Here is a 20207-nt window from a genome sequence, read left to right on the forward strand (position 1 = left end):
TCACGCATGGAGTTCGGCGTCCTGCTCGGGGGCATCTGTGCGCCGGGACAGCCACACGATGCGCAGCGTGCAGAGCGCGGCGACCCCGAGCAGGAGGTAGGCGGAGACGAGGTCCGTGGACGTGTTCTCCGACAGCAGTCTGTCGAGGTTGTCGTAACCGAGCACGGACACGCTGCCGGTGGTCCCGGTGGACTGGTCGGACCCGATCGACAGCTGATTCAGCCACTCGGGGTCGAGTGTCTGCGCCGGTACCGGCGCCGCCGCACTGAAGAGGATCGCGAGCCCGGGCAGCGCCGCCGCCAATGGCCGCACCGTCGCGTGCGGATCCGCGGTGACGGCGGTCAGGGCGATCGGAACGAGCGCGGCCACCACCCCGAGTGCTGCCGCCGACACCTCGTCGACTCTCACGAGGGCAGCGCCCATCGGCAGCGCGGTGAGTGCCAGGGCGGTGAGCCACGACGTGATGCGTCCGACCGGGAGCCGCCAGGCCAGGACGGCGCCGAGGACCAGTCCGCCCACGCCCACCACGGTGAGCAGCCGGGAGTCGAGCAGGGTGCGGGCGCCCACGTTCCACATCGCGACGGCAGCGGCGGTGACGAGGATCGCGACCAGCACCGTTCGTGCATCGGCCGACTCCCACCGTGCGGCGACGCGGTCCACGACGACGAGTGCCACGATCAGCACGACGATCGCCTTCCACAGTGCGTACTCGCCGGTGCCGACGATCTCGACACCCACGCGGCAGACGACGGCGACGATCACCGCGTAGACGGTGAGCCGCACCAGTTCGCGGGCGGTCGGGTCCTCGTCGGGATCAGCGGCCGGTCGATGCAGAACGGCGGCGACGATGCACGCCGTGAACGCGGAGCCGATCAACCACCAGGCCGGTTCGCCGAACACACTGGTGCTGTCGAGACGCGTCGCCACGAAGGCGGCGGACGCGGCAGTCGTTCCGACGGAGGCGAGCAGCGTTCCGCCGAGCACGCCGGTCGCGAGGGCCACCCATCCGGCGGCGGATCGCCGGGTGGCGTGCAGGACGAGGCCGACCAGGACGCCGGCCACGCACGACTTGAGAATGTGCAGTGCGGTGAAGACGGCCAGGCTCGCCGCTTCGGGAATCGCCACCTTGGTGAAGGCGAGCACCACGACCAGCAGGGCCGCACACACCCAGGGGGCGATGCGTGTCGGCATCCGCAGTCCGACGGCCAGCGCGACGGTGACCACCACCAGCACCTGCCCGACCACGGTGGCGGTGGACTGGGTGGACGACCACCCGATCAGATCGTCGACGGTGGCCGCGAACGGCCACGTGTCGCTGCGGGGGCCGGACCACGCGAGAGCGCCGAGAGCTCCGACGAGCGCGGCTGCGAGGAGGGAGGCGGCGAGGGCGATGTGGTGTCTCACCCGCGGCGCCGTCGGATCAGTTCGGCGCCGACGGCGCACAGAGCGAGGCAGGTCACCGTCACCAGTGTCCCTGCCGTGGGCTCGGTGAGGGTGACGGACCCCGACTGCAGGGTGAGGGGCGTGTACGCCGTCCAGCCGAAGTCCGCCGAGATCGGGGACGAGGGCATGGTCGTCAGAGCGAGGGGGACGAGCAGGCCGGCGCCGACGACGGCGGCGGGTGACGGCACGTCGACGGACGCGGCGCCGGCCCCGACGACGGCGCCGGTCGCGAGCGCCGCCGCGATGACGGCCACTCCGGTGAAGGACGTCCCGAGGTGGATCGCCGCCACCACGGCCGCGCAGCACAGGATGGCCAGCGGTGTGCCCACCGCGGGTCGTGCACGGGCGCCTGCCGCGGCGCCCACGGCGCAGGCGAGTGCGACCCCGACGACGAGGAGAAGGGGGAGGGCCGTGGTGCCCGCCGTCGTGAGGACGACGACGGAGGCCGGCCGCGTCGACAACCACAGCACGGTGCCCGCGACGACGAGGACGCCGCCGCTCGGCAGTGCCAGAGCGACACCGACGAGCACCAGCGTGACGACGATCGTCGACACCGACCACGCGGCCGTCGTGGTCACCGCGCCCAGCCCGGCTGCTCCGGCGGCGGCCGTCAGGTTCGTGACCAGCACCGGGACGAGTCCGACGAGGGCGACGATCACTGCCGTCAGGGCGGTGCGAGTCGAGGAACTCCGGGACGAGCGCTGCGTCCTCGACTGCAGACCGATCGCGAGCACTGTCACCACCATCGCGGCGACGAGTGCGATGGTGCGGGACGTCGTCGTGTCGGTGTCGACGTAGGAGGCGTAGCGCCGCGGTATCGCGACGACGGTGATGCTCAGGACCAGAGAGACGGTCGACGCGACTCCGAACGCGGCGACCCACAGGCGTCGGACCGAGGCGAGGACCGCGAGCACGCCGAGGACGACGCCACTGCCGAGCGCCCCCAGCAGGGACAGGGCGGCCGAGGATCCGAGAGTGCCCAGAACCAGCGCTGCGCCGCCGACGGCAGCGAGGACCGCGGGTGCGGCTCTGCTCGATCGCCCCGTGAGCAGCGCGGCCACGGCCACGGCTGCCACCACCGCTGCGGGGCCGTTGCCGGTGTCGGCGACGAGATCGGGCGACGTCACGGCATGCACGGCGGTGCCCGCACCGACGACGAGGGCGATCGGCGTCGACACGGCGTCGAGACGTCCACCGGATGCGCTCACGCGGCGAACCTATCGGTCTTCATCCGGTTTCGGGAATCGACAGCGGCCCCCCTCGGTTGCCCCGAGCATGACTCTCGCAACGAAGGCCACGACCCTCCTCGAACTGCACGTCCCCGGAAACCCGGTGATCCTTCCGACCGTCTGGGACGCCTGGTCGGCGAACCTCGCGGTGAGCGCGGGTTTCACTGCCCTGACCGTCGGCTCGCACCCGGTGTCCGACTCGATCGGCAAGCCGGACAACGAGGGCATCACCTTCGACGAGTTGCTCACTCGCATCCGCCAGATCACTGCCGCCGTCGACGTGCCGATCTCCGTCGACATCGAGTCGGGCTACGGCGAGGACCCGAAGCGTCTCATCGAGGGGCTGATCGACGCGGGTGCGGTGGGCCTGAACATCGAGGACACCGTGCACAGCGAGGGCGGCCGTCTGCGTGAGGCGCAGGAGCACGCCGACTTCGTTGGTGCACTGCGCGCAGCCTCGGATGCCACCGACGTCCACGTGGTGATCAATGCCCGTACCGACCTCTTCGTCAAGCAGATCGGTGACGAGAACGATCGCGTGGATCGCGCCATCGCCCGCCTGAAGCTGGCGGCCGCTGCCGGTGCCGACGTGCTCTACCCGGTCGGCTTCCACAGCGACGACGATCAGAAGCGACTCACCGCGGAGCTCCCGTTGCCGGTCAACGCCATCGGCCACCCGGTGAAGAACTCGAAGTCCGCCCTCGCGCAGCTGGGTGTCGGCCGTGTCAGCTTCGGCCCCATCTTCCAGATGGTGCTCGCCGAGCGCGCGAACGAGGTGCTCGCCGACTGGGCGTGACCTAGTCCCTCGTGCTGTAGGCCTCGAGAGCGGCCACCTGCACCGGATCGAGTGACGGCCGGACGGCGTCGCGCGCGGTCGCGACGTCGTCCGCTGTCACGACGGCGGTGTCGACGTCGCGGCGCATCGCGGCGAGAGCCGCCTCGCGCAGCAGTGCCGCACAGTCCGCGGCGGAGTACCCGTCGAGATTCTCGGCCAGAGAGTCGAGATCGACGTCGTCCGCCAGCGGCACCGAGGCTCCGGCCGTCGCGAGGATCGCGCGACGCGCCTCGGCGTCGGGCGGCGGTACGAACACCAACTTCTCCAGTCGTCCGGGCCTCAGAAGTGCCGGGTCGATGAGCTCGGGCCTGTTGGTCGCGCCGAGGATCACGACGTCCTGCAGCGGCTCGACACCGTCCATCTCCGTGAGCAACGCGGCCACCACGCGATCGCCGACGCCGGAATCGCTGCTCTGCCCGCGGCGCGGTGCCAGGGCGTCGACCTCGTCGAGAAAGATGAGCGACGGTGCCGAGTCTCGTGCTCGCCGGAACAGTTCGCGGACGGCCTTCTCCGACGAGCCGACCCACTTGTCCATCAACTCTGCGCCTTTGACGGCGTGCACGCTGAGTTGCCCCGAGCTGGCGAGTGCCCGGACGACGAACGTCTTGCCGCACCCCGGCGGGCCGTAGAGCAACACGCCCCGCGGCGGCTCGACACCGAGCCGCGCGAAGGAGTCGGGATGGCGTAGCGGCCACAACACCGCTTCGGTCAGCGCCCGCTTCGTCTCCACCATGTCGCCGACGTCGTCGAGGGTCAGGCTGCCGACCGCGAGTTCCTCGGTGCCCGACCGGGAGAGTGGCCGGATGACCGACAAGGCCCCGACCAGATCGTCCTGTGTGAGAACGGGCTCGGCCGAGTCCCGGTGGGCACGCACCGCGGCCCGGACGGCTGCCTCCCGGCACAGGGCTGCGAGATCCGCGACGACGAATCCGGGTGTGCGCAGGGCGATCTCGGCAGGGGTGATCTTCCGGGTCGGAACATCACGTAGCAGCGCTTCGAGCAACGCGGCGCGCTCGACCGACCCCGGAAGCGGGAGTGCGAGCTCGCGATCGCACAGATCAGGTCCGCGCAGACGCGGATCAGCGGCGTCCGGCCGTGACGTCGTGCAGATCAGGACGGTTCCCGGTGTCTGCACCACCTGTCGCAGGCGATCGAGGACGAGAGTCGACACCGGATCCGCCGCAGAGCCCCGTCCGTCGGCGGACAGGGGGAGCAGCGCATCCACGTTACCGACGAGAAGCACTGCACCGGTGGGACTGTCGGTCAGTCGATCGGCTGCGGCGACCACTGCGGCCAACCGGTCCTCGGGGGCGAGCGACCCGACCGACGGACCGTCGATCTCCACCAGCCTGCGACCGGCGGCGACGGCGCGGACGAAGGTGGACTTGCCCACGCCGCCCGGCCCGGTGACCAGGACGCCGAGCTGGGCCGACGCGCCGAGAGTGCGGAGCAGCTCGGGGCGATCGAGCGAGAGTTCGAGCCACTCCGTCAGTTTCGCCGCCTGGTCGCGCACACCGACCAGGTCGTCCACCGGAATCACGGGCTGGGGCGGAGCCTCGACAGGTTGGGGTGTCGCGCGGTCGTGCGACTGTCCGCGGGCAGCGGCGCCGCGCGTCACGGCCGTCGTGGGCTGGATGCTGACGATGCCGGCCGGGTCGGTCGACGTGACGGTGAGCAGTTCGGTGGTCCACGCGACACCGACCGTGCGCGAGAGCGTCTGCGAGACCGACGCGGTGGAGGTTCCCGGCCCCAGGTCGCGGGGCAGGAGCGACACGGCGTCGCCCGCGACGACCACCTTTCCCAGCAGTGCTCGGCGCAGCGTCGCGTCGTCGAGCGCGGTGGTAGTCGCGGATCCGTGCACCAGGACGGTGCGTGCCGCCTGCACCGAGACGGGAGCGACGACGACCGACGCGTTCTCCGTCAGTCCCGCGTTCGACATCGTCACGTCGTCGAGCAGCACGGTCCCCGTGGGCGTTCCGGCTGGTGCCTGTGCCACCACGGTGGCGGTACGCCTCGCGCCGATCAACTCGACGGCGTCCCACTCGCGCAGTCCGAGCGCGGTGAGCACCTCCGCGTGCACACGGACCACCCCGCGGCGGGCATCGGCGGCGGAGGTGGTGAGGCGAACGGTCAGGGCGAGATCGGGGGTGCTCACTCCCCGAGCCTATCGAGCCGACCGGCCCGGGCTCTCGCTCCAGCGTGTGCAGCCTGGCCCGTTTATGCTGCGCGCATGACCCGTGCCGCCCTCGTCTTCCACGAACGTGACCACGCCCTCGGCGTCCGGAACGTCGGCTCGATCGGCCCGGCTCTCCGCGATCGCGGATTCGAGACGACGACCTTCTCGTTCGAGGGTGACAGCCGCGACGCGGACCGGCCCACGGCCTCGTCGTTCGACCTGATCGTGCTGATGGGCTCACCCGACGCCGCCTACGACGATGCGCTCCCGTGGCTGGCGGAGGAGATCACCTGGCTCGGTGATGCTGTCGCGCAGCGCGTTCCGGTTCTCGGTGTGTGCTTCGGTGGTCAGCTGCTCGCGCGGGTGCTCGGCGGGACCGTCACACGTGCGGCCGAGTCGGAGCACGGATTCGTGACCGTACGGACGGAGTCCGACGAGCTGATCCCGCAGGGTCCCTGGATGCAGTTCCACGACGACACGTTCACGCTCCCGCCGGGCGCCGAGCCGCTCGCGACCACGGCGGCCGCACTGCAGGCCTTCGTCTCGGGACCGCATATCGGTCTGCAGTTCCACCCGGAGATCACGGTCGACGTGTTCGAGTCGTGGATCGAGGGGTGGGACGCACGGGGAGTGCGGGCGGAGGTGGGGGCGAGTGTGGACGTCCCCGCGATCCGCGCGGAGGTCGCGCGCCGGGAGCAGGCCTCCATCGAGGCCTGCTCCCGGTTGATCGACGCGGTCCTCGCTCGTGCGGGAGTGTCCAGCTAGATCTCGTCGCGGGGCGGGACGTCGGCTGCTCGGGCGCTCGGTGACCGAAGTCGGAGCCGAGCCGAACTCGCCGTGGCGCGGGCGGGACGCCGCCGCCGGGCGATACCGGTGCGTGCCGGGCGGTCCTTGCGCATCGCTCGTCGTACGGCCCGTCGCTCGGCGGGCTTGGCCTCCCACGTCTCGGGCCGCGCGGCCACCCATCGCTGCGACCGCACCGCGAACGGGATGTGGAGCAGATACAACACGATCAGGACCATGAGCAGCACGAACGGGAACGTGATCAGTGCCGCGCCCGCCAGGCCGACGAGGATCAGCAGCAACGTCGCCATTCTCGGCGGAACCGAGACGGTCTTGAACGCCATCGTCGGGATACGGCTGACGATGAGTAGGGCCGACAGCACCACCCAGGTGGCGACGACGTAGTACGAGGACCACCAGCCGTTGCCCCACTGCTCCTCCGCAGCGAGCGGGAGGAGTGTGACCAGGGCCCCCGCCGGAGCGGGGACACCCACGAAGTACTCGCCGGCGAACGCGGGCCGGGAGTCGTCGTCGAGAAGTGTGTTGAACCGGGCGAGGCGCAGCACGATGCTCACCGCGTAGATGAGGGCGATGACCCACCCGCCGCTGCTGCCCTCGAGGAGCGTCACGTACAGCACCAGGGCCGGCGCGACGCCGAAGGAGATGGCGTCGGCGAGCGAGTCGAGCTCGGCTCCCATCCGGCTGGTCGCGTCGAGCATGCGTGCGATGCGACCGTCGAGGGCGTCGAAGACGGCGGCTGCGCCGATCATGGCCAGCGACAACCCGAGTCGACCGTCGAGCGCGAACTTCACGGCGGACAGTCCTGCGCACATCGCCAGCACCGTGACGGCGCTGGGCAACAGGCGGACCGCGCCCTGGCGGCCGGTGGACTCGTCGGCCTGCTCGCGTGCCGCGCTCACGGAAGCTCGGCCAGAACCGTCTCGGCTCCGATGGCGCGCTGCCCGACGATCACCGCCGTCCGCGACCCCTCCGGGAAGTAGGTGTCGACGCGCGAACCGAAGCGGATCAGTCCGTAGGTGTCGCCGATGGTGAGCGAATCGCCCACGGACGTGGTGTTGACGATGCGTCGCGCGAGCAGTCCGGCGATCTGTACGACCGCCAGGTCGTGACCCGATGGTGTGCGCAGATGCATGCTGGTGCGTTCGTTGACCTCGCTGGCGTCGGCGAGGTCGGCCGACAGGAACTGTCCGGCCTTGTGCACCACGGCCTCGACCGTGCCGGACACCGGGACGCGCTGGACGTGGACGTCGAGCACGGAAAGGAAGATGCTGACCCGCGGCAGCGGAGCGGTGCCGAGGTTCAACTCGGCGGGCGGCACCGCGTGGTCGACGAGTGCGACCTCACCGTCGGCGGGGGCCACGACAACCCCGGCCCGATTCGGCGGGACGCGCGGAGGGTGGCGGAAGAAGCCCGCCATGGCTCCGGCGGTGAGCAGCGAGGCGGTGCGGACGACCCGGTGGCGGCGGCCGAGTCCGGCGAGCGCCAACGGCACCGCGACGAACGGGGCACCGGCGGGATGCAGCGGCGGAATGCTGCGCCGCACCAGGTCCACGATGTGTCCTGCTCCGGTCGGTTCAGGCGTACCAGGGGGGACAGGTCTGCGGGCCACGGGCTCCTCTAACGTCGATTCGGGCACACTCTCACGGCCCGAGGGATGTGCGGACACGACTCGGGGCCCCTCACAGATTACGTGAGGGGCCCCGAGAGGTGGGGTCTGCGTCAGACGCGCGAACCGCGTCCCGTGACTGCCTTGACGATGAACAGCAGGATGATCGCGCCGACGAGGCACGTGACGAAGCTGAAGATGATGCCGCCGCCCTGGACGTCGACACCGAACGCGCGGAGCAGGAATCCACCCAGCAGGCCGCCGATGATGCCGACGACGATGTTGAGGATGATGCCCTGCTGCGCATCCGTCTTCATGATCTTGCTGCCGATCCATCCGGCGAGTCCGCCGATGATGATCCAACCGATGATGCCCAGACCCAACATGATGGAACCTCTTTCAGATCAGCTTTGCTGCCCGTGGACCGGGCATGACTACTGACCTTCTGTACCCGGCCCCGATACTCAGCAAACGTTAAGTCGGACGACGGCACATCACGATCCGGCCTCGACTGCGTGACGGCGGGCCTACTGCGGCGTGACCAGCAGGATCTGGTCGGTGTCGCCGTTGTCGGTCGTCACGAGCAGCGTCCCGTCCGGTTGTGCCGACACCGTGCGGATGCGGCCGTACTCGCTGAGAGCGGGAATCGTCGACTGCGCGTCCACCGTGGTGCCGTCGTCGGAGAGATCGAGGAGCAGGACCTCCTGGCCCTTCTGCACGCCGACGGCGAGCATGCCGTTCCACGCGCCCCAGGCGTCACCGTCGAGGAACGTGGCCGACGCGGTGGCGATGGTGCTCGGGCCCGAGCTCCACACCGCGTTCCGGGCGCCGGGTACACGCTCCGGATCGGTCATCGCGACGGACTCGTCGTAGCCGCCGCCGCGGTCCGGGCGGTACCCGTAGTTGCCGCCCGCCGCGAGGAGGTTCACCTCGTCGTCCCGCGACGTGCCCTGTTCGACGGAGAAGATCTGATCGGTGCCGGGCCGGGCGGCCAGTCCCTGGACGTTGCGGTGGCCGAGTGTGAAGACCGGGCTCGCGGGGTCGGGATTGCCTGCGGCCGGTGCGCCCGTGGCGGCGTCGACCCGGAGGACCTTGCCGCCGAGCGACGTCGGGTCCTGCGGAACGGTGCCCTGAGCCGAGTCGCCGGTGCCGATGAACAGGGTGCCGTCGGCGTTCGCCAGCACCCGGCATCCGCCGTGGCGACCGGAGGTGACCGGGAACCCGGAGACGACGGTGCGCTCACGCGTGAGGCTCGCGTAGTCGTCGGCCACGGTCCATGCGACCACGCCGATGGTGGGGTCGTCGCCTCGAATGCCCTGGCAGGAGTACAGGGTCCGATCGGTCTCGAAGGTCGGTGACAGTGCGAGGCCCATCAGACCGGTCTCCGATCCGACGAACAGATCGCCGAGATCGGCGCTGATCGGTGTCGGCTCACCACCGGGCCGGATCGCGGTGAAGCGGCCGGGGCGCTCGTCGAAGATCACGGTGCCGTCCGGCGCCCGGACCACGTCCCACGGGTGATCGAGCCCGGTGGCCAGTGAGGAGACGACGACGTTCGGGACGGCGCTCGCGGCGTCCGCGGACATCGGTCCCGGCGTCGTTGCCTGCGATGTCGGCGATTCGGGGGTGCCGGCCGCGGGGGAGGCGTCGGACTCGGTCGTGGTCGAGCACGCCGTCGTCGCCAGAGCAGCGGACAGGGCGAGGCCGGCGAGGGCGCGGGTCGTGCGGGCGCGAGGGGTCATCACTTCACGGTACGAGCAGAACTCTCGGCCGCGTCCTTGATCTTCGCCAGGGTGGACGCCATGCCCCGCTCGAGTTCGGCCTCGAAGTTGCGTGTGCCGCCCAGCACCAGTCGCACCGCGGTGTCGGAGACCTTGGTGGTGCCGCCGGGTGCCTCGCGACGCTCGGTCACGCGTGTGCCCGTCTCGGTCGGTTCCAGGAAGTAGGACCACACCGTGTGGTTCTCGGTGATGCGGAACGCGAGCAGTCGCTCGGGCTCGAGGCGCACGACCCGCGACGTCGTGGGCCACACGAGGGGTCCGCGCCGATTGACGTTGAGCGTGCGGGTGCCCACGCGCAGTGGGCCGAACACCTTCATCACCGCGCACTGGGGGCTCCACTCACCCATGCGCTTCAGGTCGGACACCACGGACCAGACCGCGCTCGGCGGTGCATCGATGTCGACGCTGACGGACAGGGGTGTGGCCATGGAGTTCTCCCGGTGTGTTCAGGCAGGCTGGGTGGTGACGCCGTCAGGGTAGTAGGACGTCCACGACGTGCACCGCGACGTCCTCCGCCGTGAGAGCGGTGCCGAGCGTGGTGTTCACCGCGTCGGCCGTCCTCCCGGTCAGTGTCACCGCCAGCGCGGCCATGTCCTGGCCGTACGTCACGGCGATGTCCAGGGACACCCCGGTACACCGGCGTCCGTCGACGTCGAGATCGATGCCCTTGACCCCGCAGGGCAGTTCCGACAGGGCGCGGGCGATGGACAGGAACACCAGGTGGTCGCCCACCCGGAGCGAGTCGCCGTCGACGAAGCCCGGGTGCGAGGCGTCCAGCGCGCGTGTCCGCCGAGCCGTCGCGCGGAGTGCGGCGAGGATCGCCGTGCTGGCCTCGACCCAGGACGGCACCTCCTCGTCGCGCAGTTCCTGTGCGGCGCGGCTGAGCACGGGATCGTCCGGCTCGTCCGCCGTGTCTAACGCCATGACGCCATCCTCTCGCTCAGAGTGGTTCGTGCGCGGGTGACCTGACCGCGCACCGCGGACGGCGACATGGACAGGATCTCCCCGATCTCGACATGAGTCATTCCCTCGACCTCGCGGAGCAACCAGCACGAGCGCTGCATCTGTGGCAGTGCCCCGAGGGCCACGCGCAGCTCGGCGAGGAACCCCGATTCCGTCGCCCGCACCTCCGGATCGTCCGACACGTCGCTCACGGCGTCGTCGAACAGCCACTCCTCGTGCGGACGGGGGATGCGGCGCCGCGTGGCGTCGATGGCCTTGTGTGCGGTGATACCGAACAGCCATGTGCGCAGCGCCGAGTCGGACCGGTAGTTGCCGAGGCTCTTCCAGGCCGCGACGAACGCGTCCTGGACCACCTCCTCCGCGACGCCGTCGTCACGCAACATGTTGCGGGCGTACCGGAACATCGCGGGACCGTGCGTGCGGACGATCTCCTCGAACGCGCCGCGGTCACCGATGACCGCAGCGTCGACGAGAGCCGCATCGCTGTGCACGGAGCAGATTCGAACCAGCGGGTGTGAAACGACAGTGGTGTGGCATACATCACATCCGCATACGTTTTCCTCGGTCCGCCTCGACCTACTCCCGACACAACGAACCCGAAAGGATGACGTAGATGACGACAGCACAGGGATCCACCACGTCCACCACCGCCACCGGCTCGAACGGTGCGCTGGACAAGAAGACCGACTCCACCGGTGCACTGGTCGCGTCCGACGGCCGCACCACCATCGCGGACGTCGTCGTGTCCAAGATCGCCGGCATCGCCACCCGTGAGGTCCAGGGCGTGCACGACGTGGGCGGCGGCGCGACCCGCGCCATCGGTGCACTGCGCGAGCGCATCCCCGGCGCCCGGGTCAACCACTCGCAGGGCGTGTCCGTGGAGGTCGGCGAGAGCCAGGCAGCCGTCGACATCGACATCGTGGCCGACTACGGCGTGTCCATCGCGGATCTCGCGGCGGGCATCCGTCGCAACGTGATCGACGCGGTCGAGCGGATGACCGGCCTGCAGGTCACCGAGGTCAACATCACCGTGCACGACGTCTTCCTGTTCGAGGAAGAAGACGAGCGCGACGACGCAGCACCCGCACGCGTTCGATGAGCCCCGCGGCACCGTCGGGCAGCGATCGCGCCGATCTCGTCGCGGACGCGGTCGTCGCGGTGGACGGAGTCGCCTCGTTGCACGGCGGGATGTTCGGCGAGATCGGCACCTACCTTCCCGGTAGGCGCGTCGCCGGGGTCGCGATCCGGGACGACGGGACCGAGATCCACATCGCCGTGACCCCGGACGCCGTCGTACGCGAGACAGCCGACGCGGTTCGCCGCGCCGTCCGTGCGGTGGTCGATGCCCCGGTGCACGTCGTGGTCGAGGACGTGGCGTCGCCGTCGGACGGCGGCGCCGAGACGGGGTCCTCCGGACCGGAACCGACCGAGTCCTCCGAGCCGGGGTCGATCTCGGCTCCCGGGGGTACTCTCCGCCCGTGACCCAGCCTCGTCCGCCGCACGCCGACCCCGCTTATCGCGAGGCTCGGCGTGCGGCGGCGAGAGCGCACCATCCCGACGCCGGGGGCGACGCCGAGTCGCTCATCCGTGCGTTGCGCGACATCGACGCGAAGTTCTCCCGCGGGACCGTCGCGACGCAGGTGGTCGTCGGCGTCTCCCGACGACGGCTAGCCGTTCGCCGCCTGTCCCGGGTCCGTCGACTGCTGCCCACGCGGCGCACCTACGTCGACCTGCCCACGAGCTCGGCCGACCGGCCACCCAGACCCACGGACCCACGTTCTCCCTCCCGGGAGAACTGACCGCTCTCCACGATCGGAGCACCATGACTTCCTCGACCATCGGCCTTCTCGCCGGCCTCCTTCTGGCAGTCGCTGCCGCAGCCGGCGGATTCACCGGATTCCTCGTCGCTCTCGTCCTGGGTGCGATCGGGTTCGCCGTCGGCGCGTACCGCGACGGAAACTTCGACCCCGAGGCACTCCTGCGAGGTCGCGGCCGTGGCTGACACCGCCCCGAGCGACACGGCGGACGCAGCGGACACCGTCTCGGAAGACCTGTCCGACAGGCCCGACCCCCGGACGATCGACCCCGCGCAGCGTGGGTCGCTGACAGTCCTCGATCGCGCGGTCGAGTCGATCGCCGACGCCTCCCTCGGTCGCACCGACGGTGTCGTCACCTCCGGCGGGAGCTTCGGCCGCAAACCGTCCCGTGTGAAGGTGACGAAGCAGGACGACCGCGTACGCGCCGCCGTCGACGTGACCGTGGCGTGGCCGCGCTCGGCGGCGTCCGTCGCCGACGATCTCCGCCGCGACATCGCGCGCGGCATGACCGACTCGGGCCTGCGCACGGATTCCGTCGACGTACACGTCGGCGACTTCGGTTCCGTGTCCTCGTCCGCCGCGCCGGCGTCGGGCGCGACTCCGGCGCCGACCACCCGGCCGCTCGCGGCTCCGGCCGCGACCCCGATCGCGATCGTGGTGTCGCTGCTGCTCCTCGCCGGGGCGGGTGTGCTGATCCGCGACGCGCTGGTCGGATTCTCCGTCATCAGCGGTCGAGAGTGGACGGCGAGCGCACTCGACTGGATCGACGGACTCACACCCCTGTCCTGGATGTTCCCCGCGGGCATCGCCGTGGCGGTCGTCGGAGTTCTGGTCGTCCTGGCCTCGCTCAAGTGGCGCGCCCGTCGGTACCGGTCCAGCGGGATCGCGGACGACGTGTGGGTGCACAAGGCCGACCTGGCGAAGGTGACCGAGCCGGAACCCACGGTGGCGGCCGCACCCGAGACCACGGCCACCCCGACTGTCGCAGGAGGCGAGAAATGAAGCGGACCACGGTGTTCTTCGACCGCCTCGGTGTCCTGATCATCGGACTCGCGCTCGTGGCCGTCGGCGGTGGCGCCGCACTGTGGCAGCGCGATCGACTCCCGTTCGAACTCACCGAGGTCGACGCGTCGGTGGTGACCGACGCGCAGGACCAGCAGTGGTGGCCGTGGGCTCTCCTCGGCGCCGGAGTGCTGATCGCGCTGCTCGTGGTGTTCTCACTGGTACGAAGGCTGCCGTCCTCAGCGGGGCGCACCCTGTCGCTGCCGGTCACCGGCGATCCCGACGGCCGCGTGACCGTCGATCTGCGATCGGTCGCTCACAGGGCGGCCGACACCGCCCGCGAGGTCGACGGGGTGAAGTCCGCGCGTGCGCGTCTGCGTCACGAGCGGTCCGACGGTCGCCGTGTCCCGGTGATCACCGTGGTGGTGCGGGCCGAGGAGTCCGCATCGCTGCGCACCGTGGCGGAGAAGTTGACGGACGTGCGCAGCGCGGTCGCGTCGGTCGTCGGCGACGGTGCCGTCGGCGTTCGGGTACTGCTCTCGGCCTGACCCTCGCGGCTCAGAGCGCGAGTGCGGTGGCCACGACGGCCAGTCCTGCCGGGACGATCTGCACGAGCGCGCCCTTCATCATCCGACGGTCGGTGCCGAGCAGAACACTGCCGGCGCCGACCATCGATCCCGCGGACACGAAGACCAGGACGGCGCCGACGGTGTGATTCCCCGCCGCCAGGTTCACCGCGCCGACCGCGGCACCCACCGCGAGGAACAGGTTGTAGAAGCCCTGGTTGAAGGCCCACCGCTCGACGACGTCGACGTGGGAGTCCTCCCGCACGCCGAAGACGTGACGGCCCTTGGTGCGGAAGACCAAGGACTCCAGAACGAAGATGTACACGTGGAGCGCGGCGGCGAGAGCGGCCAGAACAGCAGCGACGGCGGTCATGCCGGTCAGTATGCGCCGCACCTGCCACACGGCACGGGGCCAGCACCAGTTGTGTTTTCTCACGAAGTTGTCACAGGAGCCCCGGGACCCTCGTCCGGCGCGTACGCTTCGGCCCACGGACGAGATGGTGTATCGCTCCACGATCCCGCTTCGTTACACACAGATTCGGCGTCGTGTCGACGCCCCTCGTGTCGGGGAGAACCACATGCACGACCTTCTGGCGCACCGCTCACACGCGGTCAACACCGGCCACACCGAGATGATCCGCGCGGTCTTCTGCGACGAGTTCGAGATCGGCGTGGACCAGGACGTCCTGACCACCATCTCGTGCGGCGACATCGGGCAGTGGGTGTCCGATCTGCGGTTCACCGGCCTGTTCCTGCCGGGTGAGATCGAGGCCATCGAGCGCCAGTGGAACACCGACCCCGCAGGTCTGGTCGCCGCGCTCATGGGCGGCATCGACGAGGTCGGGCGGCGCCGCTCGGCGCATCAGGCTCCGCAGGTCGACGTGGTCGCCCAGCGCTTCGTCGGCTGACCCGGCTCGCCGGGCCGCGCGTCCGTCAGCGGTTCTTCGGGGGCCTGTTGGTCTGCGCCCGGCGCGCCTCTTCCTTCTCCTTCACGCGGACGGCCTCGCGCTGCACCTCCGCGTAGTTCTCGCGTTCGGCCTTCAGCCAGTCCGGTTCCTCGGCGGACAGCGCGTCGATCTCGGCCTGCGTCATCGAGTCGGACACGTCGTTGCGCGCCAGTGCGGTGTTGGTGACGCCGAGTTTGCGCGCCACGACGTCGCGGGGGAACGGCCCCGCCGTCCACAGATCGCTCAACCACTGCGGCGGATTCTGGCGCAGAGCCTCGAGGTCGCCTCGCGTGATGGGCTGGGAGCGGAACTCCTCCGGCGCCGCCGGCAGGAAGATCCCGAGCTTGGCAGCAGCCGTCAGAGGCTTCATCGTCTGGGCGTTCAGGTCCTGGCTCACCGCGCCAGCGTAGCGCCCGCACGGCCGACCACGGCCGACCACGGCCGAGCGCAGCGGGAAGTCTGCCGAGCGCAGCGGGAAGTCGGCCGAGCGCAGCGGGGACTACGCTGGCCCGGTGAACGATGTGACCGTCCTGCGCTGGTACATCGAGGTCGCCGAGACGCTCGCGTTCGGGCGCGCGGCGAAGGCGCTGAACATCTCCCGGCTCCGACTGAGTGCCGCGGTCAAGGAACTCCAGGACGAGGTCGGCGAACCCCTGTTCGTTCCGGGCGACGGGCCCACCGAACTCACCGAGGCCGGACGGGCTCTGCTCGACCGGGCCCGCGACATCGTGGCGGAGGACGATCGCCGCCGCGCCGAGGAGGCTGCGGCAGCGCCGGCGCGGCCGACGCTGCGGGTCGGTTTCGTTCCGGGAGTGACAGTCACGAAATGGACCCGGATCTGGGCGGATCGCCACCCCGGCACCGACCTGCAGACGGTCGTCGTCGAGGAGTCGGACCAGCTCCACGCGCTGCGGACGGGTGTGGTCGACATGTGCTTCGTGCGGGAGCCCGCCGAGCGGGAGGGGCTGCACTGCGTCCCGCTGTACTCCGAGGTCGCCGTCGTGGTGGTGCCCAAGGACCATCCGGCCGCGGCCTACGACGCCGTCACGCTCGGTGATCTCGAGGGCGAGTCGCTGCAGGACGGCTCCGACCGATCCGAGGCGACGCTGCCGACGACGCTCGAGATGGTGGCCGCAGGTGTCGGCCCGGTGCTCGTGCCGCACTCGTTGGCCCGACTGCACAGTCGCAAGGACCTGCTCTACCGGCCCGTCACCGACGCGGACCCCACCCGGATCTTCCTGGCCTGGCCCACATCGGTCGCCGCACCCGAGGAGGGAACACTCGACCTGCCGCAGGAGTTCCTGGGGGTGGTGCGCGGACGGGCCGCGCACAGCTCGCGTACCGAGTCCGAACGCGGGACACCGCCGAGGAAGAAGAAGAAGGCAGCTGCTCCGGGGCCGGCCGCCAAGCGAAGTCAGGTGCCCCGCCGACGACGCTGACATACTGTCGCCGTCGTGACGAGTGGAAAGGCGGGTTCGTGAGCGACCCAGCTCCCCGAAGTTCGGCCGGCGCGAGCAAGCCGGCCATCCTCACCGTGGACGACGATCCCGGGGTGTCCCGCGCCGTCGCCCGCGATCTGCGGCGCAAGTACGGCGAGAAGTACCGCATCATCCGGGCGGAGTCCGGCGAGTCCGCCCTGGAGGCGTTGCGAGAGATCGCGTTGCGCGGTGACCAGGTCGCGGTATTGCTCGCGGACTACCGCATGCCGTCGATGAGCGGTCTCGAGTTCCTCGAGCACGCCATGGACATCTTCCCGTTCGCGCGCCGCGTGCTCCTCACGGCGTACGCGGACACCGACGCCGCCATCGAGGCGATCAATGTAGTCGACCTCGACTACTACCTGCTCAAGCCGTGGGATCCGCCGGAGGAGAAGCTGTACCCGGTGGTGGACACGCTGCTCGACGCGTGGCACGCCGCCGACATCCGGCCCATCCTGGAGACCAAGATCATCGCGGGTCGGTGGGCGTCTCGATCGTCGGAGATGCGCGAGTTCCTCGCCCGCAACCGGCTGCCGTACCGGTGGTTCCTCGCGGACGAGCCCGAGGGAGCGCGTCTGTTGGCGGCGGCGGGTCACGACGATCGCACGCTGCCGGTGGTGGTGTGCGCGGACGGGTCGTGTCTGCTCGACCCCACCGACACCGAGTTGGCCGAGTACTTCGGTCTGGGCACCACGCCGACGGAGGACTTCTACGACCTCGTCGTCGTGGGCGGCGGGCCCGCCGGCCTGGGCGCGGCCGTCTACGGCGCGTCCGAGGGTCTCCGGACGGTCCTCGTCGAGCGCACCGCGACGGGTGGGCAGGCGGGCCAGAGCTCGCGCATCGAGAACTACCTCGGTTTCCCGGACGGGGTGTCCGGCGCACAGCTGGCCGAGCGTGCACGTCGGCAGGCCGAGAAGTTCGGCGCCGAACTCGTCACCACCCGCGAGGTCGCGGGTGTCGAGGTCGACGGGCCGGCGCGCGTGGTGCGTCTGACCGACGGCAGTGCGATCGCCGCGCACTCGATCATCCTCGCCACGGGTGTCTCCTATCGACGGCATCCGGCGCCGGGGGTCGACGAGTTCGCCGGTCGCGGCGTCTTCTACGGCTCCGCGGTCACCGAGGCGGTCGGCTGTACCGATCAGGACGTGTACATCGTGGGCGGCGCGAACTCCGCCGGTCAGGCAGCGATGTACCTGTCCAAGTGGGCGCGGTCGGTGACCATCGTGGTGCGCGCCGAGTCGCTGGAGGCCTCCATGTCGTACTACCTCGTGCAGCAGATCGAGAAGAATCCCGTCATCTCCGTCCGCCCCTGCACCGAGGTGACCGCCGCGCACGGCGACGGCCACCTCGAACAGATCACCCTGCGCGACAAGGTCTCCGGCGACGAGGAGACCGTCGACACGGGCTACCTGTTCCTCTTCATCGGGGCGGCGCCGCGGACCGAGTGGCTGGACGGCGTGGTGGTGCGCGACCGCCACGGCTTCGTCGTCTCGGGTCAGGACCTCACGGTCGACGGGGCCCGCCCGCCGGGCTGGTCGGTCGACCGCGCACCGCACCATCTCGAGACCAGCGTGCCCGGCATCTTCGCGGCGGGCGACGTGCGCGCGGACTCCGCCAAGCGCGTCGCGTCGGCCGTCGGTGAGGGTGCGATGGCCGTCATGCTCGTCCACCGCTATCTCGCCCAACCCTGACCACCGCACGCGTCCCGGAAGCTGGATCATCATGACCGAACTCGACTGCAGCACCGAGGAACTGAAGACGCTGTTCCTCTTCGAGTCGCTCGACGACGAGCAGCTCGAGCAACTGTGTGCCAACGGGCACGTGGAGATGATCGAGGCCGGTCCCGTGTTCGCGGAGGGCGACGACGCCACGTGCTTCTACGTGCTCCTCGACGGGGAACTGGTGCTGACCAAGATGTCCGGCGGCGAGAAGATCGAGGTGAACCGCACGTCGTCGCGGGGCGTCTACGCGGGTGCGTGGCAGGCGTACCTCGGGGACCGCGCCCCGCAGAAGTACATGTCGGGCATGGACGTGACGCGTCCGTCCCGGTTCTTCGTGCTCGACGCCGAGCGGTTCGGAGACCTGGTTCGAGAGTGGTTCCCCATGGCGGTCCACATGCTCGAGGGACTGTTCTTCGGTCAGCAGAGCAGCAAGCAGGTCATCGACCAGCGGGAGCGGTTGCTGGCGCTGGGGTCGCTGTCGGCCGGTCTGACACATGAGCTGAACAACCCGGCCGCCGCGGCGGTCCGTGCGACGGCGGCGCTGCGGGACCGGGTGTCGCACATGCGCCGCAAACTCGGCGTCATCGCGTCGGGCGTCTACGACACCGACTCCCTGACGGGTCTGATCCGCCTGCAGGACGAGGCTGCCGAACTGGTGGGCAAGGCGCCGGAGCTCACTCCCATGGAGGCCTCCGACCGGGAGGACGCGCTGGGGGAGTGGTTCGAGGACCACGGCATCTCCGACGGGTGGGACCTCGCCCCGACCTTCGTGCAGGCCGGCATCGAGGCCGACTGGCTCGAGCGCGTCGCCGCGGACACGGGGGCGGAGCTTCTCGAGAGCACGATCCGCTGGCTGAACTACACCATCGAGACCGAACTGCTCATGAACGAGATCTCCGACTCCACCACACGGGTGTCGACGCTGGTCAACGCCGCGAAGCAGTACTCGCAGATGGACCGTGCGCCGTTCCAGAAGGTGGATCTGCGAGTCCTCCTCAAGAGCACCCTGGTGATGCTCGGCCGCAAGATCGGCGACGACATCACGGTGGTCAAGGACTTCGACCCGGCGCTGCCTCCCGTCGCGGCGTACGCCGCGGAGCTCAACCAGGTGTGGACCAACCTCATCGACAACGCCGTACAGGCCATGGACGGCCGAGGAACGCTCACTCTGCGCACCGCGCGGGAGAACGACACGGCCCTCATCGAGATCGGGGACACCGGCCCGGGCGTTCCCGAGGCGATCCGGTCCCGCATCTTCGAACCGTTCTTCACCACCAAGCCCGTGGGCGAGGGCACCGGTCTGGGCCTCGACATCTCGTGGCGGATCGTGGTGAAGAAGCACGGCGGCGACCTACGGTTGCTGTCGGAGCCGGGAGACACCCGGTTCCAGGTACGGATACCGATCGACGGCCCGGCCGGGGCGCCCATGCCGATCGCAGAGGAGGAAGTCGGATGAGCACGAACGGAATCGACACCGCGGTACCGCCCAGCGGCACGGGCTGCGTGGAGTGCGACGCCACCGACGGGTGGTGGGTGCACCTGCGTCGGTGCGCTCAGTGCGGCCACGTCGGATGCTGTGACTCCTCACCGTCGCAGCACGCGAGTGCCCATGCCGCGACCAGCGGTCATCCCGTCGTGCAGTCGTTCGAACCCGGGGAGACGTGGTTCTGGAACTACGTCACCGAGGAGGGCTTCGACGGTCCCGAACTTGCTGCGCCGCAGCATCATCCGATGGACCAGACGGTGCCCGGACCGTCGTCTCGGGTCCCCTGGGACTGGCAGCGCCACGTCCGCTGAACCCAACATCGAATCGTTATGGAGTTACCCGCCGGTAGGGAC

At 70.2% G+C, this 20207-nt stretch carries 25 protein-coding genes; 13 read left to right on the forward strand and 12 right to left on the reverse strand.

Annotation, left to right across the window (positions count from 1 at the left end):
• A complete protein-coding gene (locus ASG69_RS06620; RefSeq protein ID WP_056441419.1) occupies positions 1 to 1404 on the reverse strand; it encodes a hypothetical protein in 1404 nt (467 codons plus the stop codon).
• Entirely contained in the window at positions 1401 to 2651 is a 1251-nt protein-coding gene (locus tag ASG69_RS06625; protein WP_056441422.1) for a hypothetical protein, read from the reverse strand. Before ASG69_RS06625 ends, ASG69_RS06620 begins: the two co-directional genes overlap by 4 nt.
• A 67-nt stretch (positions 2652 to 2718) precedes the next feature.
• Between ASG69_RS06625 and ASG69_RS06630 the strand changes: the two genes are divergently transcribed.
• Positions 2719 to 3468, forward strand: a complete 750-nt coding sequence (locus ASG69_RS06630; RefSeq protein ID WP_027506251.1) for an isocitrate lyase/PEP mutase family protein — start codon at positions 2719 to 2721, stop codon at positions 3466 to 3468.
• Position 3469: 1 nt separating this feature from the next.
• Here ASG69_RS06630 and ASG69_RS06635 read toward each other — a convergent pair whose 3' ends face one another.
• On the reverse strand, positions 3470 to 5662 hold the full coding sequence (locus tag ASG69_RS06635; RefSeq protein WP_056441425.1) for an AAA family ATPase: 2193 nt from the start codon (positions 5660 to 5662) through the stop codon (positions 3470 to 3472).
• 75 nt (positions 5663 to 5737) lie between these two features.
• Between ASG69_RS06635 and ASG69_RS06640 the strand changes: the two genes are divergently transcribed.
• Complete coding sequence (locus tag ASG69_RS06640; protein WP_056441428.1) at positions 5738 to 6448, forward strand: type 1 glutamine amidotransferase; 711 nt, start codon at positions 5738 to 5740, stop codon at positions 6446 to 6448.
• Here ASG69_RS06640 and ASG69_RS06645 read toward each other — a convergent pair.
• The 7 genes from ASG69_RS06645 to ASG69_RS06675 all read right to left on the reverse strand — a co-directional run bounded on the left by ASG69_RS06645 (position 6445) and on the right by ASG69_RS06675 (position 11328).
• The gene (locus tag ASG69_RS06645; RefSeq protein WP_231476405.1) at positions 6445 to 7299 is read right to left on the reverse strand and encodes a CDP-alcohol phosphatidyltransferase family protein; all 855 of its coding nucleotides are present in this window, start codon (positions 7297 to 7299) and stop codon (positions 6445 to 6447) included. The genes ASG69_RS06640 and ASG69_RS06645 overlap by 4 nt on opposite strands.
• Positions 7300 to 7382: 83 nt before the next feature.
• Positions 7383 to 8096 (reverse strand): phosphatidylserine decarboxylase, encoded by a 714-nt coding sequence (locus ASG69_RS06650; RefSeq protein WP_056441430.1) that lies wholly within the window; start codon positions 8094 to 8096, stop codon positions 7383 to 7385.
• Positions 8097 to 8206: 110 nt separating this feature from the next.
• On the reverse strand, positions 8207 to 8479 hold the full coding sequence (locus ASG69_RS06655) for a GlsB/YeaQ/YmgE family stress response membrane protein (RefSeq protein ID WP_056073977.1): 273 nt from the start codon (positions 8477 to 8479) through the stop codon (positions 8207 to 8209).
• A gap of 141 nt (positions 8480 to 8620) precedes the next feature.
• Entirely contained in the window at positions 8621 to 9835 is a 1215-nt protein-coding gene (locus ASG69_RS06660; RefSeq protein WP_056441432.1) for a PQQ-dependent sugar dehydrogenase, read from the reverse strand.
• Positions 9835 to 10302: an SRPBCC family protein gene (locus ASG69_RS06665; RefSeq protein ID WP_027506258.1), complete on the reverse strand. Its 468-nt coding sequence runs from the start codon at positions 10300 to 10302 to the stop codon at positions 9835 to 9837. Before ASG69_RS06665 ends, ASG69_RS06660 begins: the two co-directional genes overlap by 1 nt.
• A 43-nt stretch (positions 10303 to 10345) precedes the next feature.
• The gene (locus ASG69_RS06670; protein WP_056441436.1) at positions 10346 to 10798 is read right to left on the reverse strand and encodes a hypothetical protein; all 453 of its coding nucleotides are present in this window, start codon (positions 10796 to 10798) and stop codon (positions 10346 to 10348) included.
• A complete protein-coding gene (locus ASG69_RS06675) occupies positions 10789 to 11328 on the reverse strand; it encodes an RNA polymerase sigma factor (protein WP_235578871.1) in 540 nt (179 codons plus the stop codon). The genes ASG69_RS06670 and ASG69_RS06675 overlap by 10 nt, the downstream gene beginning before the upstream one ends.
• A 122-nt stretch (positions 11329 to 11450) precedes the next feature.
• Between ASG69_RS06675 and ASG69_RS06680 the strand changes: the two genes are divergently transcribed.
• Genes ASG69_RS06680 through ASG69_RS06705 form a run of 6 tightly spaced genes read left to right on the forward strand, consistent with a single transcriptional unit; the run spans position 11451 to position 14204 of the window.
• On the forward strand, positions 11451 to 11936 hold the full coding sequence (locus ASG69_RS06680) for an Asp23/Gls24 family envelope stress response protein (protein ID WP_056441439.1): 486 nt from the start codon (positions 11451 to 11453) through the stop codon (positions 11934 to 11936).
• Positions 11933 to 12319 (forward strand): hypothetical protein, encoded by a 387-nt coding sequence (locus tag ASG69_RS06685; protein WP_235578872.1) that lies wholly within the window; start codon positions 11933 to 11935, stop codon positions 12317 to 12319. Before ASG69_RS06680 ends, ASG69_RS06685 begins: the two co-directional genes overlap by 4 nt.
• Positions 12316 to 12636, forward strand: coding sequence for a hypothetical protein (locus tag ASG69_RS06690; RefSeq protein WP_037186113.1), 321 nt, complete (start codon positions 12316 to 12318; stop codon positions 12634 to 12636). Before ASG69_RS06685 ends, ASG69_RS06690 begins: the two co-directional genes overlap by 4 nt.
• 23 nt (positions 12637 to 12659) lie before the next feature.
• The gene (locus tag ASG69_RS06695) at positions 12660 to 12839 is read left to right on the forward strand and encodes a DUF2273 domain-containing protein (RefSeq protein WP_027506261.1); all 180 of its coding nucleotides are present in this window, start codon (positions 12660 to 12662) and stop codon (positions 12837 to 12839) included.
• Entirely contained in the window at positions 12832 to 13656 is an 825-nt protein-coding gene (locus tag ASG69_RS06700) for an Asp23/Gls24 family envelope stress response protein (RefSeq protein ID WP_056441443.1), read from the forward strand. The genes ASG69_RS06695 and ASG69_RS06700 overlap by 8 nt, the downstream gene beginning before the upstream one ends.
• Positions 13653 to 14204 carry a hypothetical protein gene (locus ASG69_RS06705; protein ID WP_027506263.1) on the forward strand — a complete coding sequence of 184 codons (552 nt, stop codon included), beginning with the start codon at positions 13653 to 13655 and terminating at the stop codon, positions 14202 to 14204. The genes ASG69_RS06700 and ASG69_RS06705 overlap by 4 nt, the downstream gene beginning before the upstream one ends.
• A 10-nt stretch (positions 14205 to 14214) precedes the next feature.
• On the opposite strand, the gene ASG69_RS06710 is transcribed toward ASG69_RS06705, so the two are convergent.
• Positions 14215 to 14595: a DUF1304 domain-containing protein gene (locus ASG69_RS06710; protein ID WP_027506264.1), complete on the reverse strand. Its 381-nt coding sequence runs from the start codon at positions 14593 to 14595 to the stop codon at positions 14215 to 14217.
• Positions 14596 to 14800: 205 nt separating this feature from the next.
• Here ASG69_RS06710 and ASG69_RS06715 point away from each other — a divergent pair, with 205 nt between their 5' ends.
• Positions 14801 to 15130 (forward strand): hypothetical protein, encoded by a 330-nt coding sequence (locus ASG69_RS06715; protein ID WP_155957051.1) that lies wholly within the window; start codon positions 14801 to 14803, stop codon positions 15128 to 15130.
• A 25-nt stretch (positions 15131 to 15155) separates the two neighbouring features.
• On the opposite strand, the gene ASG69_RS06720 is transcribed toward ASG69_RS06715, so the two are convergent.
• Positions 15156 to 15566: a DUF5997 family protein gene (locus ASG69_RS06720; protein ID WP_056441446.1), complete on the reverse strand. Its 411-nt coding sequence runs from the start codon at positions 15564 to 15566 to the stop codon at positions 15156 to 15158.
• A gap of 115 nt (positions 15567 to 15681) precedes the next feature.
• On the opposite strand from ASG69_RS06720, the gene ASG69_RS06725 reads away from it, so the two are divergent.
• From ASG69_RS06725 to ASG69_RS06740, 4 genes are read left to right on the forward strand one after another with little or no spacing between them, the layout of a single operon-like run.
• On the forward strand, positions 15682 to 16608 hold the full coding sequence (locus tag ASG69_RS06725; RefSeq protein WP_056441449.1) for a LysR family transcriptional regulator: 927 nt from the start codon (positions 15682 to 15684) through the stop codon (positions 16606 to 16608).
• 38 nt (positions 16609 to 16646) lie between these two features.
• Positions 16647 to 18338 carry an FAD-dependent oxidoreductase gene (locus ASG69_RS06730; RefSeq protein WP_056441452.1) on the forward strand — a complete coding sequence of 564 codons (1692 nt, stop codon included), beginning with the start codon at positions 16647 to 16649 and terminating at the stop codon, positions 18336 to 18338.
• A gap of 31 nt (positions 18339 to 18369) precedes the next feature.
• Entirely contained in the window at positions 18370 to 19824 is a 1455-nt protein-coding gene (locus ASG69_RS06735) for an ATP-binding protein (protein WP_056441456.1), read from the forward strand.
• Complete coding sequence (locus tag ASG69_RS06740; RefSeq protein ID WP_056441460.1) at positions 19821 to 20165, forward strand: UBP-type zinc finger domain-containing protein; 345 nt, start codon at positions 19821 to 19823, stop codon at positions 20163 to 20165. The genes ASG69_RS06735 and ASG69_RS06740 overlap by 4 nt, the downstream gene beginning before the upstream one ends.
• Positions 20166 to 20207: the final 42 nt, after the last annotated feature.

The organism is Rhodococcus sp. Leaf225 (genome assembly GCF_001426145.1).
In the GTDB taxonomy this organism is placed as follows: Bacteria; Actinomycetota; Actinomycetes; order Mycobacteriales; family Mycobacteriaceae; genus Rhodococcoides.